13 protein-coding genes are annotated in these 18,831 nt (G+C 42.1%); 5 read left to right on the top strand and 8 right to left on the bottom strand.

Annotation, left to right across the window (positions count from 1 at the left end):
* Positions 1-64 precede the first annotated feature (64 nt).
* The gene (locus tag HUJ21_RS23480; RefSeq protein ID WP_291373334.1) at positions 65-2,095 is read right to left on the bottom strand and encodes a M3 family metallopeptidase; all 2,031 of its coding nucleotides are present in this window, start codon (positions 2,093-2,095) and stop codon (positions 65-67) included.
* Positions 2,096-2,140: 45 nt separating this feature from the next.
* Here HUJ21_RS23480 and HUJ21_RS23475 point away from each other — a divergent pair, with 45 nt between their 5' ends.
* Positions 2,141-2,680 (top strand): DinB family protein, encoded by a 540-nt coding sequence (locus HUJ21_RS23475; RefSeq protein ID WP_291373332.1) that lies wholly within the window; start codon positions 2,141-2,143, stop codon positions 2,678-2,680.
* A gap of 77 nt (positions 2,681-2,757) precedes the next feature.
* Positions 2,758-3,075 (top strand): thioredoxin, encoded by a 318-nt coding sequence (gene trxA / locus HUJ21_RS23470; RefSeq protein WP_291373330.1) that lies wholly within the window; start codon positions 2,758-2,760, stop codon positions 3,073-3,075.
* Between the two features lie 15 nt (positions 3,076-3,090).
* Here trxA and HUJ21_RS23465 read toward each other — a convergent pair whose 3' ends face one another.
* Both HUJ21_RS23465 and HUJ21_RS23460 read right to left on the bottom strand, forming a co-directional pair.
* Positions 3,091-3,570, bottom strand: a complete 480-nt coding sequence (locus HUJ21_RS23465; protein ID WP_291373329.1) for a DUF4442 domain-containing protein — start codon at positions 3,568-3,570, stop codon at positions 3,091-3,093.
* A gap of 193 nt (positions 3,571-3,763) precedes the next feature.
* On the bottom strand, positions 3,764-6,094 hold the full coding sequence (locus tag HUJ21_RS23460; protein WP_291373327.1) for a hypothetical protein: 2,331 nt from the start codon (positions 6,092-6,094) through the stop codon (positions 3,764-3,766).
* A 184-nt stretch (positions 6,095-6,278) separates the two neighbouring features.
* Between HUJ21_RS23460 and HUJ21_RS23455 the strand changes: the two genes are divergently transcribed.
* Positions 6,279-7,076, top strand: a complete 798-nt coding sequence (locus HUJ21_RS23455) for a M48 family metallopeptidase (protein WP_291373325.1) — start codon at positions 6,279-6,281, stop codon at positions 7,074-7,076.
* Positions 7,077-7,090: 14 nt separating this feature from the next.
* Here the strand turns inward: HUJ21_RS23455 and HUJ21_RS23450 are convergent, their stop codons facing one another.
* The 3 genes from HUJ21_RS23450 to HUJ21_RS23440 all read right to left on the bottom strand — a co-directional run bounded on the left by HUJ21_RS23450 (position 7,091) and on the right by HUJ21_RS23440 (position 11,227).
* A complete protein-coding gene (locus HUJ21_RS23450; protein ID WP_291373323.1) occupies positions 7,091-9,502 on the bottom strand; it encodes a glycoside hydrolase family 31 protein in 2,412 nt (803 codons plus the stop codon).
* 682 nt (positions 9,503-10,184) lie between these two features.
* Entirely contained in the window at positions 10,185-10,535 is a 351-nt protein-coding gene (locus tag HUJ21_RS23445) for a hypothetical protein (protein ID WP_291373321.1), read from the bottom strand.
* A gap of 215 nt (positions 10,536-10,750) precedes the next feature.
* Positions 10,751-11,227, bottom strand: a complete 477-nt coding sequence (locus HUJ21_RS23440) for a Pr6Pr family membrane protein (protein ID WP_291373319.1) — start codon at positions 11,225-11,227, stop codon at positions 10,751-10,753.
* Positions 11,228-11,598: 371 nt separating this feature from the next.
* Between HUJ21_RS23440 and HUJ21_RS23435 the strand changes: the two genes are divergently transcribed.
* A complete protein-coding gene (locus HUJ21_RS23435; protein ID WP_291373317.1) occupies positions 11,599-12,864 on the top strand; it encodes a hypothetical protein in 1,266 nt (421 codons plus the stop codon).
* Between the two features lie 61 nt (positions 12,865-12,925).
* Here the strand turns inward: HUJ21_RS23435 and HUJ21_RS23430 are convergent, their stop codons facing one another.
* Complete coding sequence (locus HUJ21_RS23430) at positions 12,926-14,773, bottom strand: M1 family metallopeptidase (RefSeq protein WP_291373316.1); 1,848 nt, start codon at positions 14,771-14,773, stop codon at positions 12,926-12,928.
* Between the two features lie 212 nt (positions 14,774-14,985).
* On the opposite strand from HUJ21_RS23430, the gene HUJ21_RS23425 reads away from it, so the two are divergent.
* Positions 14,986-17,277 carry an MMPL family transporter gene (locus HUJ21_RS23425; protein ID WP_291373314.1) on the top strand — a complete coding sequence of 764 codons (2,292 nt, stop codon included), beginning with the start codon at positions 14,986-14,988 and terminating at the stop codon, positions 17,275-17,277.
* On the opposite strand, the gene HUJ21_RS23420 is transcribed toward HUJ21_RS23425, so the two are convergent.
* Positions 17,237-18,307, bottom strand: a complete 1,071-nt coding sequence (locus HUJ21_RS23420) for an endonuclease/exonuclease/phosphatase family protein (RefSeq protein ID WP_366483818.1) — start codon at positions 18,305-18,307, stop codon at positions 17,237-17,239. The two genes, HUJ21_RS23425 and HUJ21_RS23420, sit on opposite strands and share 41 nt — an antisense overlap.
* Between the last annotated feature and the right edge of the window lie 524 nt (positions 18,308-18,831).

Raw genomic sequence — 18,831 nt, 5'->3', positions numbered from 1 at the left:
TTTTGGAGAAAAAAAACAACTAAATTAGAGGCTGCCCGACTTTTCGGACAGCCTCTTTATATTATCAAACCAACAGACCAGCTCTCTTAATCAGGGCATCGGGTTTAGGTGACCTGCCCCTGAATTTTTTGTATAAGACATCCGGGTGCTCTTTGCCTCCCATAGCCAATATATTATCCCGGAAGGAATAGGCGGTCTCTTTATCGAAAATACCTTTTTCAAGAAATAATTCAAATGCATCGGCATCCAGTACTTCTGCCCATTTGTAACTGTAGTATCCAGCCGCATAACCTCCCTGAAAAATATGGGAAAAGGAAGCACTCATCATGGTGCCTGCTACTGGTTCAAGCAATTCAGTAGGTTTCATGATTTCTTTTTCGAAAGCAAAAACATCTTCGATTTTATCCGGGTCGGCTGTATGGTAGGCCATATCTAACAAACCTAAACTGATTTGCCTTACCGTCTGATATCCCTGATGAAAATTGGCCGCTTTTTTTATTCTTTCAATAAGGAATTCAGGTATTGGTTCACCTGTCTGATAATGTTTGGCGAAGAGGTCCAGACATTCTTTTTCATAACACCAGTTTTCAAATATTTGCGAGGGGAGTTCTACAAAATCCCAATATACATTGGTACCCGACAAAGATTCAAAATTACCATCAGCCAGCATTCCATGTAAAGCATGTCCAAACTCATGAAATAGGGTAGTCACCTCATTGAAAGTCAATAAAGAGGGCTTTGTTTTGGTAGGTTTTGTAAAATTACAAACAATGGAAACGTGCGGCCTTTGCTCTTTATTACCAGTTCTTTTCTGGCCACGGTAGATGGTCATCCAGGCTCCGTTTCTTTTGCCTGGTCTGGGGAAAAAGTCGGCATACAATACCGCCAGATGGTTCCCTCTTTCATCATTGACCTCGTAGGCCTTCACTTCAGGATGGTATACCGGGATTTGGGGATTTTCCTTAAAAGAGATCCCATATAATTTTTTTGCCGTAGCAAAAACGCCTTCAATGGTGCGGTTCAATTCAAAATAGGGTTTTAGCAACTCGTCATCTACCTGGTATTTCTTCATCTTTAATTTTTCGGCATAATAGCTGACATCCCATTTTTGAAGATCATCCAATTGATCTTTTTTTCTGGCAAAGTCCGCCAATTCAGCCATCTCTGCTTTGGCCTTGGGCCGGGCTTTTTCCAAAAGTTCATTTAAAAATGAAAGGACCTGTGCACCGTCAGCGGCCATTCTTTCTTCCAATACAAAAGAGGCAAAGTTGTCGTAGCCCAAAAGTTTGGCCCTTTGGTTTTTTAATTGGAGGATTTTTTTTATGATTTCCTGGTTGTCCAACTGATCTCCTTTACAGGCCTTGGTGTTGTAGGCAATAAAAAGTTTTTTCCTTAAATCTCTGTTGCTGGCATAAGTCATGAAAGGAATATAACTGGGAAAGGCCAGGGTAAAAACCCATTTCCCCTTTTTTCCTTTTTCTTCCGCAACCTGTGAAGCTGCCTCCACAACTCCTTCGGGCAGGCCCGCAAGGTCTTTTTCTTCAGAAATAATCAATTCATAATTATTGGTTTCCTTCAATACATTTTCCCCGAATTGCAATCCCAGCATGGAGAGTTGCTGGTCAATGTCCCGAAGTTTCTTTTTACCTGCTTCATCCAGGAGAGAACCATTTCTGATAAAGGATTTATAGGTTTTATCCAATAAAGTACTTTCCTCTGTACTCAGATTCAATTGATCCTTTCGGTCATAGACCTCTTTTACCTGCTTAAATAAATCCTCGTCCAATAAAACATCATTGCTATGGGCCGAGAGCAAAGGTGATATTTCCTTGGCAAGCCGTTGGATCTCTTCATTGGTTTCGGCGGCATTGAGATTGAAAAACAGGGAGGCAGCTCTGGATAATTTCTCTCCCGAGTTCTCCAGGGCAACAATTGTATTTAAAAAATCGGGGTGAGAATTTTCCTTTATGGTTTTGATGTCTTCCCTTGCCATTTCTATGGAAGCCTGAATAGCAGGCAGGAAATGTTCATTATTTATCAGGTGAAAAGGTGCAGTTTCGAATGGCGTATTGAAATTTTCCAATAATGGATTCATAGCTAATTTTTATATTTGAATTTAAAATACAAAAATAACAAAATTATGGAGACTATTTTGGGACTAAAGTTACCGACAGATGGTACTTACAATCCATTTTATAAAAGGTATATCGACCTGGTTGCTGGCAAAAACCTTAAGGCGCTTTCCCGGGAACAGGAAAATCAAATGGTTTCGATCTTTCAGCAAATTAAACCCGGTTCAGGACAAGAAACTTACCAGACCGGAAAGTGGTCTTTGAACCAGGTTTTGGGACATATTGTGGATACAGAAAAAATAATGCATTTCAGGGCACTTTGTATCAGTAGGGGGGAGTCAGCAGCATTTCCAGGCTTTGACCAGAACAGTTACGTGGAAAATGCAACTTTCAATGAAGTGAACACTGAAGAGCTTTTATCTTCCTTCTTATTGAACCGTCAGCTGTTTTGGCAATTTATCAGAACAATACCCCGGGAGCAATGGGATGTTATTGGCAAGGTTAGCGGAGAACCCATGTCTCTTCATGCCTTGGTTCACATTATCTTTGGTCACTTGGAGCATCATTTGGTATTGATCAAGGATCGTTACCTACCCCTTTTGGCCTGATTTTGGTTAGTGTGATTTTTATTACTGATTGAGCAGAATCAATTTTTTAATTTTGTATTAAACTTAAAGTAAGGAATATGGCGAGTGGAAAAAATTTCTCTGAACTCATAAATGGCGAGCAGCCCGTCCTGGTGGATTTTTATGCTACCTGGTGTGGGCCATGCCAAATGATGCAACCCATCCTTCAGGAAACTGCTTCTAAAGTGGGTGGAATGGCAAAAATAATAAAAATTGATGTGGACAAAAACCCCCTGGCGGCCAGTAAATTTCAGGTAAAGGGGGTGCCCACGTTGATTCTATTTCATAAAGGCAAACCGGTATGGAGGCAATCTGGAGTTGTACCTGCCCACCAGTTGGTGCAGGTGATCCAGCAACATGCCCTGGAAAATGCATGATTAATGGAAGGTGGTTTACCGCTTTTTGAAGGACCAGGTTATTTCAAAAGTTGCAATGATCTCACCATCCGGATGACAACCGGTAACTGGCACAGTTACTGTGCCTACATCTCCAGAATATTTTAATTTCTGAATTGTATCCGATATTTTTTTTCCCTCGGGGCATTTCATGGTGACAGTCTGATTGGCCTTTTTGATAAAATCGGCCTTAAAACCTGTTACCAGCATGGAAATGGTTGTGTTTCCGGAAAGATGCAGCATACAAAGGATTCCAGATGCAAGTTCCGCAGTACCTGACAAAGCCGAAAAATAGATAGATCGAAAAGGGTTTTTAGACCTGTAATTAAAGGGTACGATGGTATGGCATTCCTCTAGGTTTAGTTTTTGTAAGCGACTGCCCCAAAAAACGACTGAGGGTAGGTTCCCTAACATGTACCACAGAAAAGCGGGGTAGGAAGTAATTGACTTGTAAAAACTTTGCTGTGAAGGGCTCATCGGTTTTTGGACTTGAAAGGCGGCAGTTCATTAAGATAGGATTTCTCTAATTATGATCCAATGAATCAATTAAAAATATAAAAAAACCGCAGCCAATTTGGCTGCGGTTTTGTCTAAAATAAACCCATAACATATAAAACTCAACCTGGATTTTTAGTAATAAAATTCAGGTTGAGTTTGGTCAAATCTTAATTTAAATCGTTGCAGCGACATTACTACCGATATTCCCCTGACTTACGATTGTTCCAAGTGCATCCATGGAAAGGTGAACATTGACATAACCATCAATGGTTAAAATATCCGAATAGCTTAGTGCCGATCCATTATCCAAGGCCCTAATATTGGTAACGCTCATACCCGTGCTGCCATTTACCGGATTAAAAGAGACGATGATTCCACCACCCTCTGCAGCCGAATTGGCATGGATGTGGGCGGGATGAATGCCGCCATCCGGAGTATTCATCAAACTGATAGTGGCAAGTGTAAATCCATTGTTTCTTTCACTGAAAGTGATGGTACCGCTGATGCCGGGAACCGCCAGTTCATCCAAATCATAGCTGGTGGTATTTCCCGTTAATTCATTTCCACCGATATCCCCCTGAGCGACTATGGTTCCCAGGTTGGCCATTGATAAGTGTACATTCACATATCCGTCTATATCCAGAATTTCCTCGTAAGTTAATGCGGCTCCACCATCTAAAGCCTTTATCGTGGTTTTGCTCATTCCGGTGGTACCGTTTACAGGATTGAAAGAGACAATGATCCCCCCACCTTCGGCAGCCGAATTGGCATGAATATGGGCCGGATGTACGCCTCCATCAGGTGTGTTGTTCAGCATGATGGTGGCTAGCGAGAAGCCATTTTTCCTTTCCTCGAATGTGACAGATCCATCTATACCAGGAACTGCCAACTCATTTAAAGGATACATTTTAGACATTCCTGTCAACTCATTACCCCCGATGTCCCCCTGCGCTACAATGACATTCAGCTGGTTCATCGACAAATGAACATTGACATAACCATTCATATCCATGATGGCATCATAAGTCAATGGCTCCCCACTGTCAAGGGCCCTAACTGTAGTTTTGCTCATTCCTGTTGTTCCATTAACAGGATTGAAAGAAACGATGATCCCTCCACCTTCAGCAGCCGAATTGGCGTGAATATGCGCCGGATGCATGCCGCCTTCCGGTGTGTTGTTTAGCACGATGGTGGCCAGGGAAAATCCGTTTTTCCTTTCTTCAAAAGTTATGGAACCGGCTATACCTGGTACTGCCATTTCGTTGAGCATATAACTGTAACTCATTCCGGTCAATTCGTTTGCTCCTATATCCCCCTGGGCTACTATGGTGGAAAGCTGATTCATGGAAAGATGTACGTTCACATATCCATCCAGATCAAGGATTTGGTTGTAAGTTAGTGGCTGACCGTTGTCGAGCTCCCGGATAGTGGTCTCACTTGTTCCGGTGGTACCATTTACAGGATTAAAAGAAACAATAATCCCACCACCTTCAGCAGCAGAGTTGGCATGAATATGTGCCGGGTGCATGCCCCCTTCAGGGGTATTATCCAGTTGAATGCTGGCCAATGTAAAGCCATTCAACCTTTCTTTGAAGATGATAGACCCACTGATGCCGGGAACAGCCAGTTCGCCAAGCGGGTATTCTTTAAAGTTTTCCGTCAATTCATTGCTTCCAATATCCCCCTGAGCGACAATGGTACCCAGATTGCTTGCACTGAGGTGGACATTTACATAGCCATCCATGCTGATGATTTCCTCAAAGGTAATGGGCTGACCGGCATCATTGTTTCGGATAATGGTGCGGCTTGTCCCTGTTGTGCCGTCTACAGGATTAAATGAAACAAGAATGCCTCCTCCTTCTGCTGCCGAGTTGGCGTGAATGTGAGCTGGGTGAGAACCACCATCTGGTGTCCCGTTAAGGTTGATTGTGGCCACTGTAAAACCCCCTACACTTTTCTCAAATAAGATAGTACCGCTGATACCGTCCACATCTTTGGTAAGCAGGTTATAGCTTTTGGAGTTTCCATCCAGGGCATTACCCCCGATATCTCCCTGAGCCACCACCGTTTCCAATTGTCCATAAGCCAAATGTACGTTTACATAACCTTCAAATGAGCTTAATGCTTCGTAATTGATGTAGGTGCCGTCATCTTGTTGGTTGACCAGGGTTACACTTGTTCCAGTGGATCCATTTACAGGTTCCAATGAAATGGCTATGTCACCACCCTCAGCAGCTGAATTGAAATGAATGTGGGCGGGATGGGAACCACCATTAGGTGTACCGCTCAAATTGATGGTTACTTTGGTGTAACCTCCTTCACCTTCTTCAAAAACAACATTTCCACTGATCCCGGAACCATCTACCGGATTCAAGGGATAAGTTCTGCTGTTACCTAAAAGTTCCAGCGCATCTGCCGGACTTTGTTCGTCTACACAGGATTGCAAAAGCATAGTGCCTGCAATGCCTATCATTAAAAACAACAATTGATAGTATTTTTTCATAAGCTTTTAAGGGTATTATTTAAATTAGAAATTTCTTAAATAAGTAAACTGTTTGGCTGGTAAGATGTTTTATATTTGTGAATAATTTTGGTTTATACTCAATATACAAACATTTGTTTTTTTAAAAAAACCCAATAATCTGGCATCTTTTTTGAACCAACAAAATTTATAAGACTTGATAATTATGTATAAAAAAATAGCTGCGTTCATCTTTCTTGGGCTTTTTGTCTACAGTTGTGCTACAGTACCTTTAAGTGGGAGAAGACAATTGAGCATTGTTAGCAATGCAGAGGTATTGCCTTTATCTTATGACCAGTATGGACAAGTGTTGGAAGAAAGCAAGGTGTTGACCAATACAACAAAGGGCAAACAGGTAGTCAATGTGGGAAGGCGGATCGCCGAAGCAGTAGAAAAATACCTGGATGAAAATGGGCACCCCGAAATCACAGAAGGTTTCGCCTGGGAGTTTAATTTATTGGAAAGCGAACAGGTCAATGCCTGGTGTATGCCAGGTGGGAAAGTGGCCTTTTATACTGGAATATTGCCCATTTGTCAGGATGAAACCGGAATTGCAGTGGTAATGGGCCATGAAGTAGCCCATGCCATTGCCAATCATGCCCGGGAACGAATGTCTCAGGGGATGGTAGCCAACGGTCTCATGGGAGGTCTTCAGGCTGCCATGGGAGAAAACCCCAGCTTGACCCAAACCATTTTTTTACAAGCCGTTGGTGTAGGTGGACAGGTGGGAATGTTGAAATTCTCAAGGGATCAGGAGCTGGAAGCAGATCAATTGGGGCTTATTTTCATGGCCATGGCGGGATATGATCCCAGGGAAGCGCCGGGTTTCTGGCAAAGGATGAATGCACAATCTGGTGGAGAAAGACCTCCGGAATTTCTTTCAACGCACCCTGGTCCCGAAAGGAGAATAGACAAGCTGAATGAGCAAATGGACGATGCCCTGAAGTACTACAAAAGTAATTAAGTTTTCTATATGCTTTACCTGAGTTGGATCAATTGTTCCTGCGTATCGAGTTCAATTGTCAATGCAGGAACGGATTTACAGATCTGAAAGGCATGTTCTCCCACGGGCAGGGGATCAAATTCCGAAATCTCATCCAAGAATGCAATGTTGTTAGCTTGCATTTTTTGCTCCTGACCCCGGATGATGGCAACCTGCTCAGAAAAGCCATGAAAGTAAATTTTAGCTTTCTTGAAGGAGCTGGTAAATTCTCCTGTTGCTGCTCCTATGGTGAGGACTCTATGGTCATGGTCCATCCGAATGGTTCTTTTGGAGAATTTCCCGTTCAGGTATTGGCGGCTTTTACCATCATCCTCATACAGGTCTTGGCTTTGTACGCCTTTTCCTTTATAAACATGTATTTTTAATCTCCCATCATACTTGTCATCAACATATTGGATCGCAGCTTGCATGAGCAGAATGGAGCCGGCAGCTACAAATACGGGTAAGTAATCAAGTGGGCAATCCCAGAAGACTTCCTGACCTCCTCTGGTCTTTCTGTCCGAGAAAAAATAGTACCAGTCACCCTCTGGCAAATAGATTTTGGTGATGGTTTTATAACTTTCTACCGGGGCTATCAACAGGGAATCGCAAAACAGGTATTGGTTTTCATAAGCTCCATGGTACACTTTGTCATCAAAGGGATAAACCAGGGCAAGACTTTTTTCCACCGGCAATCCGCTTTGGCTGGATTGATAAAATGCAGTATAAATTAATGGCATCAACTTGTATCGCAAGCGGATATAATTTCTGGCAATGGCCTCTACCTCCTCACCAAAAGACCAGGGTTCGGAAGCATGGCTGTTGATCATGGTATGGGCGCGAAAAAGGGGACAAAATGCCGCAATGCTGATCCATCTGGCAAAGAGTTCCGGTGAACAGTTTCCTACAAAACCACCGATATCATATCCGGAAAATGGCACGCCGCTTAACCCAAGGCTGTTGACCAGTCTGATGCCGGCCAGCATGTGTTCATCATTGGATACATTATCCCCTGTCCACACCGCAGCATGTCGCTGAACACCGGCAAATCCGGATCGGGTCAGGACAAAAGGTCTGGATTCAGGTTGTTGCTTTTGTTGTCCCTCTGAGGTGCTTCTGGCCATCTGAAAACCATACACATTCCGGCTTTTTTTATGGTTTCCCCCCATCCCCTCAAAGTCGAATTGTACCAAATTGGGTATGCTTTGGCCCCAGGTGGCAGGTTCATTCATATCGGTCCAGAATCCATCTACCCCCAAATCAGTATAAAATTTTAATTTTTCCGCCCACCAATCCCTTGTTTGGGCAAGAGTAAAGTCTGGGAAGGCACACCAGCCTGGCCATACCTGGCCCTCGTAAATCTCGCCATCTGGATACTTCAAAAACAGTTTTTTAGATTTTCCTTCCAGATAGGGAGTATAGTCTTCATCGACTTTTATTCCCGGGTCAAGTATTACTACTACCTTAAATCCTATTTTTTTGAGGTAGCTGATCATGGATGAGGGGTCGGGAAAATTATTACCATCGAAGGTGAAAACCTTGTATTTCTCCATATAGTGTATATCCAGATAAATCACATCTGCAGGGATGTCTTTATCCCTGAAGGTTTGCGCCAGCCGGATCACATCTTTGTCCGGGTAATAGGAATACCGGCATTGCTGGTACCCCAGGGCCCATTTCTGGGGGAGTTCCGGCTTTCCTGTCAAATAGGAGTAGGCAGTAATGATGTCGGTAATGTTTTGATCGTGAAAAAAGTAGTAATCCAAATCCCCATCTTCTGCTGAATAATAGGAATACCGGTTGTTTCCAGCGCCAAAATTAAAAGTTGTTCTGTGGGTGTTGTCAAAAAATATTCCATAGCTGAGTCCGTGATGAAGTCCCATAAAAAAGGGTATGGAAAGGTACAAAGGATCATCCCCTGCGCCATAGGCAAAATGGTCTGTGTTCCAGTGGGTATAGGTTTGCCCATATCTGTTTAAACCTCCTGTTTTTTCGCCAAGGCCAATGAATTTCTCCCATTCCTGTAGTTTTTTATAATTACTGACCTCTGTACCCAACCAATGAATCCCATAATTGGGGTCGTCTTCGCTGATTACCTGACCTGAAGGATTTTTAAAAGTAAGCGAAAAATTTCCCTTGCTGATAGACAAATAGATTTTGGTGGTTTTTAACAAAAGGAATTCATCTTGTTCCTCAAATGTAAATACATTCTCATTCGCTTCGGCTACCACCGAATAGGGGTTGGGTTGAAAAGTTTTTTTTAGACTAACCTGTATCCTAAAAGTATTGTCTGCGTAAACCTGAATCTGAAATATACTGTTCTCCGTTTGTCCTGAAATACCTGTGGGCGTCAGGCTGTAGTTTATCAGTTTGCCAGGTACTTTCGGATAGGCTTCGTTCTTTTGCATTTTTTTGGCTATTTTTTTTCAATTTAACCAGGAAATCCAATATTCAAAAGCGATAAACGGGATGGTACCAGGTGTATGGAGAAAAGGTTCATTCCAGTATCCCGGAGCATGTTTCGCAATAGCTTGTCGTGTATCAGGAAAGGCTGTAATTGAAAAAAATCATTAGGATTGGAATCCGATGCAGGACACCGCAATGGGGAGGTCAAAAACAGCAATGTAATGGCTGATTTTGTGCTGATGCCCCGGGATTGATTTGCAATAGAGTTCCCAATGAATAAATCGGGAAAATTAATGCCTTTCTAAGCAAACGTATAATTTTTGATTAGAGAAAAGACAGGCATTGACCCAAATGTCATTTACAAGGAATGCCAATAACAGGTAGACTTCGCTTGTACTGACCCAGGTGAGGAGGTGATTTCAACGGGAGTAGCCAGCTAAAGCGAATGGATAGGTGAGGAATTGCCGAAAAATGACCGTAAACCTTTTTCAAGGGCGTCCGATCGGTTACTTCCTTGCCTGTTTTTAATGAGCGAAGGCATTTTCATGCATAGGCGATAAATAAATTAACCTCAAGTATTAACGGGTGAAAATGCAATAACAAGATGGCTGTCCCGGCTTATTGTAATGCCGGGACAGCCAAAAATTTTACCGGATTATTCGTTTACCTGGGCCAGGTTTGAACCTAGGGTTTAGTGTCCCTTTTTACCAAATATTCTTTGAAGTCCTTTTTGGGAGGGGTACCTACTTCCAAGGTGTTCAGGCCAATATCCACCGGAAGTTTTATTTTAATGATTTTAAAATCTTTGTAGTTCCCCATTGGTGCCCCCGGAGTGGGAGACTTCTCATAGGGCAAATCTTTGGCCAGAAAAGTAGTGGTAGAAATGTCGGAATTAATTGCTTCAAATTGCAAGGCATCATATTCCTGGAAGTGATAATCTTTATCCGCTGTACGTTTTTCCAGTTCCAAATCAGTTTGTGCCTGTACATGAATAGAAATAAAAGCAAGACCGCATAGTAAAATCATCAACTTCATATCTGAATTGGTTTTGGTTATAATGGTGGTTTAATTTAATCAGGTTTATGATTAAATCCCAAAGTTTTGGATAAAAATTAGCAATTTATTTTTCATTGACTGGTTTTTTAAGCGGTTGGATGGTATAAAAAAAATATAAATGGAAGGGGAGAAATTGTTCATAAAGGAGTTGTCAGGAAGGGGTATGTTTTAAACCTGTTGGACAAACAAGGCCATTATAATTTGTACCTGAGCAAATATTTTCCTGTAAAAAGTAAACTACCGGAAATAAAAAGAATCAGGCACATAACATAAAAGCTGTTTAAAATGACTTTACCAATGCCTAATTCCTCGACATTTACAAAAGGATAAGGATAAAAGCCTGTTATTTCGCCTAAAATCAAGATGGATATCAAATACAAAGCCGGGTAAATTAACCAGTAGGGTAACATGCGCCAATGAAGCGCTACTTTGTTTTCAAAATAAACCCAAAATGCCAAAACAAGCACTGGATTGATGCTGTGTAGTACTTCATCAGCGAGCCATTGAAGACCTTCCGGTTTCCAAATTCCCCTGAGCACCAACTGATAAACCAACCCTACCACCAGGATATAAACTGTAATGGCAGTTAATTTGCCAGGTTGTAAAAAAAAAATGATCCGATTTCTTTTTATTTTTCTCCCGGGCAATAACGGTAAAATATATTGCCACAAGCGTATTGGTAAGGATGGTAAAAAAACTGAAAAACCGAATGATGGTGGAGCCAATATCAGTTGTCCGGTTATGCAGCATGAGAAAAAATTGAGCGGCTACAGCTAACCAAACTAAAGGAGCAAGCCATTTTATCCAGGGAATTTTCATAAAAATCAGGTACATGGTGGATTTGGCATTCTAAGAGCTTCTATATCAAACTCATTCAACAGACCGGCCTGATTCGTGTTGTTCCTTTGGACTTGGCATAAAAACATGCTTAAATTTAACTTTTATTAATTAATTTTAAGCACAAACCTAAATATAGGAGAACAATAAAATGTATTTTTTTGAATCCCATAAACTGTTTGAAAGTAACTTAATCAGCTTGCTTTTGTTGTTCTTTTTTTTCTGCTTTTCCATTCCTGCTACGGCTCAACAGCCAGCTTTACGTCTATATGCAGAAAATGACAGCAGTACCTATGCCGGACTGAGGCTTACAGGACAGCTCTGGATGCGATTGAACGAAAATAATCCGGGCACATTGATCAATGGACAGGCTTCGTCATCTTTTTTCGATATCTCTGTAAGGAGGATTCGTTTTCAGACCTATGCCAGGATCAGGGAAAAAACCAATATGACCATGACCCTCGGGCAAAATAACATCAATTACCTGACTGCCCGATCCGGGGAAATCCGGCTGCTTGATTTTTATGTAGATCACCGCCTGCATCAATTTCTCACTGTTGGAGGAGGGCAATCGGGATGGAATGGAACTTCCAGGTATGCCGCACCCCTGACAAGTAAAATGTTGACACTGGATGTTTCCCCATTCATGATACCAACCGTCAATCAAACCGATAATATTCTACGGAAATTAAGTGCCTACATCAAAGGGCAGGTAGGCAAATGGGATTACAGGTGGGTATTCAGCAGGCCTTATGCTCCGGTTGAAAATACAGGGATTTCAGCGATTTCTACTTTTGCCAATGTTAAACCAGGCATTCAAACTGCTTTTTATCTGAAACATCAATTTTTTGAAAAGGAAAGTAATCATTCCCCTTTTCATCCCGGAACCTATGATGGTGAAAGGAAGCTTTTAGCGTTGGGAATGGGTTTTGAAAGGCAAAATGATGCCATGTGGCACCTCAATGCGAGAGCCGATACAATAACAACTCCCCTTACCCTGATGGCGATTGATCTTTTTGGGGAATTACCATTACCAAAGAATAAGGCATTGACTTTTTATACCGGTTATTTTTACTATGATTTTGGTCCTCAGTACCTGCGGGTGATCGGGTTTAACAATGTGGGCAGGGGAGTAAATGAAATGGGAACATTTAATGGATCAGGCAATTCCTGGCCTGCCATCGGTACCGGGCATACGGTGTATTTTCAAGGCGGATTTATGTGGAAAATTCCTGAGAGAGGGGAAAAAATCCAGCCTTTTATTGCCGGACAATATTCCAAATACCAGCGATTGGACGATCCTGTATCTTATTTTGAAGGAGGGGTTAATTTGTTGTTGAATGGACAGGGTTCAAAAATAACCCTGGCCTTTCAGAACAGGCCGGTTTTTGATTTTTCAGGAGAAGGTAGGCTGCTCGAAACCACAAGAAGAAATGCTTTTGTCTTGCAATACCAGTTGCGGATAGAATAAGTGGTTGTCTGAAAGGCAAACTGAAGGCCGGGTAATTTGATCCTGCCTTCAGTTTTCGAACCTATTCTTTTACCCACTCATTGTCTTCTCTGTTGATATCTGCCAATCTTTGCGAGGGATCAATGGTGATGCTTTGTATCGCTGAGATCGGCTGATCTAGCAGGAATTCTGCAGTAGTATGTGTCCAGGGCCATCTTTGGGTAAGGATTCTTTTCGCAAAACCTTCTTCTTCGGCCTTTATACCCCGCATGATGGTCAGGGGGAGGTAAACGCTTACCTGATGCCCGTCCGCATAATTGATCAATAAATCGATGGGCATGGGCATCAGACCCTTTCTTTGGAGGGTGATTTTTGTTTTTCCATTTGTTTCTTCTACCCCAGCTATGGCATAATCAATGGTTTTGGTGGTATATACCCAATATTCCTTGAACCAATCGAGTTCCAAACCGCTGGCTTTTTCCATTACCCTGGTGATATCGTTGGCATTGGGATGCTTGAATTTCCACTCTTCCCAATACCTTAACATGGCCTGATCCCTGATGTCTTCTCCTATGATATAGCCCATTTGGGATAAAAAGAGGGCTCCCTTGGAATAGGCGGCCGCACCATAAGCTGTATTGGTATGAAAATGATCCGCATGCGTGGCCATCGGTTCTTCCAATCCGGATTTTGCCAGCCTTTCATAGCTCACATAGGCACCTCTTTGTGGAAATCCGGCCGGTTCTTCTGTAAAAATAGCCGCCATGCACCGGTTACTGGCAAAGGTGGTAAAACCTTCATCCATCCAGGGATAGAGAGATTCATTGGAGCCCAGAACGCCTTGAAACCAACTGTGGGCCAATTCATGTACCATTACACCCACCAGGCTACCTAGAGACCTTTGACCAGTAATAAGCGTAGACATGGGGTATTCCATTCCTCCGTCACCTCCCTGGATGACCGAAAATTGCTGGTAGGGGTATTGGCCATAGTTTTCACTAAAATATTCCATTGCCCTGGGGGTAAATTCTTTCAGTTTCGACCAGTTTTTTTCTGTTTTGGAATTTTTGATATACAGGTGGTGTATGGTGATGCCATTTTCCATGGTTATTTTGTCATGGGTGAAATCAGGGTCGGCAGCCCACATGAAATCATGTACCTGCGGTGCATAAAAGTGCCAGGTAAGTTTGGCTGCTCCAGATGGGCTTGTATTTTCTCCATCCGCCTGGTAGCCATGCCCTATTTCATCAGCATTTTGTAAGTATCCGGTGCCCCCCAGAACATATTCCCTGTCAATGGTTATTTTAACATCAAAATTGCCCCAGGTACCATAAAATTCCCGGCCTATGTAAGGGTTGGCATGCCATCCCTGCTCATCATAATTTGCCATCTTGGGATACCACTGTGCCATGGAATACCTGACCCCTTCGGCATTGTCCCGGCCAGCCCTTCTTACCTGCAGCGGTACCTGAGCCTCAAACTCAGAACTGAAAATTGCCGTGCTGTTCGGAAGAATTGGTTCTGGTAAGGTTACTTCGAGAATGGTCCCTACCTCTTCCATAACTACCTTTTTACCATTCATGAGCAGACTTTTTACCCTCATATATCCGATTTCCTCAGGTTCCAAATTGACGATTCTATCACCAACCCTTCTGTCAGGATCTGCAATGGTTCTGGACCGTTCATCCATCATGCTGTTGGGCTGAAAAGCATTGTAAAACAAGTGAAAAAAAACTTTGGTCAATGTATCCGGAGAATGGTTGGAATAGGCGATGGTCTGCCTGCCCTGGTACCGATTGGAAGATACATCCATATCCACTTCAATTTGATAGTTGATGGATTGCTGCCATCGGTTGCTTTGTGCATGGGATAAAGGACCAAAGCCAGTAAGTATCAGTGTCCAAATAAAAAAGAAGGTGGTTTTTTTCATCTTTTGTTTCGTTTTGGCCCTAAAATAAAGCAAATAAAGCTAGCAGACAAACCGATTCCCCTCACAGGTTGTTTTGGCTGAAATTTGATTTTGTTTTCATTTAATTTTTGGGCAATCTATATTTACAGGGAAGCCGATCTGAACCAGAGGATAGGTAATTGAGTTGCTTATGGGAAGTGACTATTTTCATGGGCATGTTTACCCTTTATTAAATGAATAAAAACAAGGCTTTTTCAGGTTTGGCAATTGCAGGGCTTACTACCCTTTTTTTCATACTTACCTGGCAGGGTCTTACTTTTAATTATGATTTTGAAAACTTTTTCCAGGAGAATGATCCTGACCTGGATTTTTATCGGGCATACAGGGAGAAATTCGAAAATGACAATGATTATCTCCTGATTGCATTAGGTCACAAACCTGATATTTTTGACAGCCTTTTTCTGGAGCAATCCCTTCAATTGAAAAAGGAGATCAGCGGGCTGGAAGGCGTTTTGGAAGTAGTTTCCCTATTGGACCAGGAAGAAGCCCTTATAGGCCCGTTTGGGGTGAATTTCAGGCCTCTCCTGGATTGGTCTTCCTCCGAAAACCTTAAAAAAACTGCACAAAGGCTTTCAGAAGATGATCTTTGGAAAGGTAGCCTTATGGACAAAAATGCCCGTTACCTGCTGCTTTTGGTCAAAAACAAACAACGTATTGCCAAGGAGGAGGGAGACAGGTTGTACATGGCTATAGAAGGACTGCTGAGGCAATCTGAGATACCCGATTATAAAGTGGCTGGAAAAATAAAAGCACAAGGTGCTTTTGTCAGCTTGCTTCAAGAAGAGTTCGCATTTTTCTTTGTTCTGGCTATCATATGCGTACTCCTCTTGCTGTGGTTATTGTACCGGGTTTGGTGGGCGATAGTGCTACCGCTAATCATTATTTTGATTGGGATTTTTTGGACCATTGCTTTTCTATTGCTAACGGGAGGCGAACTGGATATCATGCTGGTGATGCAACCCCCTATATTGATGGTAATTGGTCTGAGCGGTATGGTGCATATTTTGAGTCATTATCAGGGGTTGATCAGGAAAGACGTACCGAAGGAGAAGGCGGTGGCCCTTGTTTTTGGAGAATTGGCCTTGCCGATTTTCCTGACAGCACTTACCACTGCATTGGGATTCATTTCGCTCTACTTCACGGATGTATATAGCTTAAAATGGTTTGGCCTATATACAGGCTTAGGGGTATTGTTCATGTTTACATCCTTGATGAGCCTCCTGCCAGTGGCCTTGTTTACTTTTGCACCTCTCGGCTCTTCTCAAAGTAAGGTATGGGAGGCAAGGTGGGAAAATTCAATGGGGAAATTGTACCAATGGATTTTAGCCAAAAAAAGCCTGATAGCGGTACTTTTTGTAAGTATTAGTCTTTTGGCGGGGTTTTTCATGTCCCAGGTCAAAACCGACGGGTATATATTGGACAATCTGCCTGAAGATCATCCATTAATGGCTGATTTTCGGTTTTTTGACGAAAGATTTTCCGGCTCCAAGCCTTTGGAAATTTTTGTATCCGTAGAAAATGATGACCTTACTATTTTTGATTACCAGGTGCTCAGTGAAATGGAAAAGTTGGCCGCATTTATCAAGGAAAACTACAAAACCGATAATGTGCTTTCTCCGCTCACTCTGATCAAAAGTATCAATAAGGCAAGAAACAGGGGCAACCCAAAAGCTTATCGGTTGCCTTCCGAACTGGCCTATCAAGGAATGGACCGCATGCGTGATCAATTTATGGAAAAGCGTGATTTGGGTGTCTGGTCGGAAGACCTGAAATCAGGAAGAATGAGTGCCAGGATGGAGGATCTGGGTAGTTTTGAAGGGCAGCGCCTGCATCAAAATTTAAACAGGTTTGTGAAGAACAACATAGACAAAGAGCTCCTTCAGGTAAGGATCACCGGTACTTCCTTTTTGATCGACAAAAGCCATGAACAGGTAACCCAAAATGTTTTTGAGGGTTTGGGTTTCGCTTTTTTCTTGGTGGTTTTTATTGTCGGCCTGCTTTACAAATCCTGGAGGATAGCTTTTCTGGTCTTGCTGCCCAATATTGTTCCCCTGCTATGGATAGGGGGAGCCATGTATTGGTTTGGTATTGATTTCAAACTGTCGACATCAATTGTTTTTGCAATTGCCTTCGGGATAGCGGTTGATGACAGCATTCATTTTATGACCAACCTCCGTTTACAAATGGCAAAGGGGAATTTATTGGATCATGCCATGCGCCTGACTTTCATGACCACTGGCAAGGCCATTGTCCTGACTACTTTTATCTTATCATCAGGTTTTTTGGTTTTGATGTTCAGTGACCTGGAGATCCCCTGGTTTGCCGGATTTTTGGTTAGCCTTTCCTTGTTTTTTGCCTTATTGGCAGATTTATTCTGGCTTCCGGTATTGTTGCTATCCATAAAAAAGCTCTTGAACGCTAAAGTTATTGGGGATCTTCCGGAAAAGCAAAAACCGCAGAAATAGGATAGTGGTCGGAATAATCCACTTCCCTATGGGTATTGAACTGTAAAATTTCTAAACCATCATTAAAAAAAATATTATCAATGCGCAAAAAAAACAACACTTTATTGTAGGTGAAGCCAAATCCCCTGCCCATTTGCTCGAAACCATTTTCTAAAATTTCCCTTAGACTGAAATACGTGTAGCTATAGGGCAAGTCATTAAAATCTCCTGCCAAAATCACAGGGTGAGGACTGTTTTTTATGTGTTCTCTAAGTATCCCGGTTTGAGTTGCCCGCAATTGAATACCCTGTTTTAATTTTCTAATGGTACTCCGGTACTGGCTTTTGATGCCTTCCAGGTTATCCAGTTCTGCCGCACGGATATTCATGGATTCCAAATGGGTGTTGTAAATTCGGATGGTATCCTTTCGGATAATGACATCGGCAAACATGGCTCCATTGTTTTTTTTATTGTCAAAAACCTTCCCACTATGGATGATAGGGAACCTGCTGAAAATGGCCATACCATAGGATTTCTTTTTGGGGTTTCCGTCTACGGTTATAAAGGCATGTTCATATTCCCCTTCATTACCGATAATCTTCAGCGCATTTCTTGAAGGTGTAGTAAAATCCTGGTAAAATTCCTGAAAGCATTTGATGTCTGAGGGGTTTTCCTTAGCCCATTGGATAGAGTTCAGTACCAACTCTTCCTTGTTTGGTCCCCAGGTATTGTTAAAAAGCATGACATTGTAGCTCAGAAGGGAGAAACCCTCTGTCTCTTGATCCGGGAAATTCCATTGAATGGTGACTATAAAGAATTTCCAGCCTATAATTAGGGCTAAAATGGGGAAGATGATCAATTTAATCCTGCCAAATAACAGGAGAACAACCAAAAAAAGATTCAATAAAACAAAAATGGGTATTAACAATGACAACAGTCCTGTATAATCCCAGTTTTCAGGGGAAATATGTATGCTGAAAAAAAGTAAAACGGAAATAAAAAAGATTGAAATGATGATAAAACGCATATGCTTGCTGTCTGTGTTTTGCAAATTAAAAAAAAGAACCGTTAGCACACAAAGATATTTTTTTTGACTGCCATTTCTACTAAATTATCACAAAATTGAATACTATCCAGGGGGTTTTAACAATTCCCCCCTTCTCCAGTAGTTCTGCAAACCAATCTTAATCGAAGCGACTAAGTCCGGAACTAGATGAATTACGTTTCGATACACCGGAGTTGCTGAGGTACCAACAGACTGGTACGGGTGCAAGTAATGTTCTCAAAAGATTACCCAAGTCAAAAGCGTCCACTGCTGTAAGGAACGAAACCGTCATTGGTAGCATTAACTTTTTTTAAACGCAGAAATCGGGATGACGATAGGTTCTTTGCATTATAGGGGAATATAAACTTCTCATCGATTAGGGGATAATTAGGAGTTAAAGTTTATTTTTGGTATTTTACCGTATTTTTGGTATTATACAGTATTTATATTGTACTTTTTCCGTGTTGAAAAAGATACCAAAAAATCAAGAAAAAAAAATCCTTCTCACAACATACCTGCAGCACCACCGG

The sequence above is a fragment of the Cyclobacterium sp. genome (assembly GCF_014762705.1).
Lineage (GTDB): Bacteria > Bacteroidota > Bacteroidia > Cytophagales > Cyclobacteriaceae > Cyclobacterium.
Note: the sequence above shows the minus strand (reverse complement) of the source record. Positions and strands in the feature narration are given on the sequence as shown.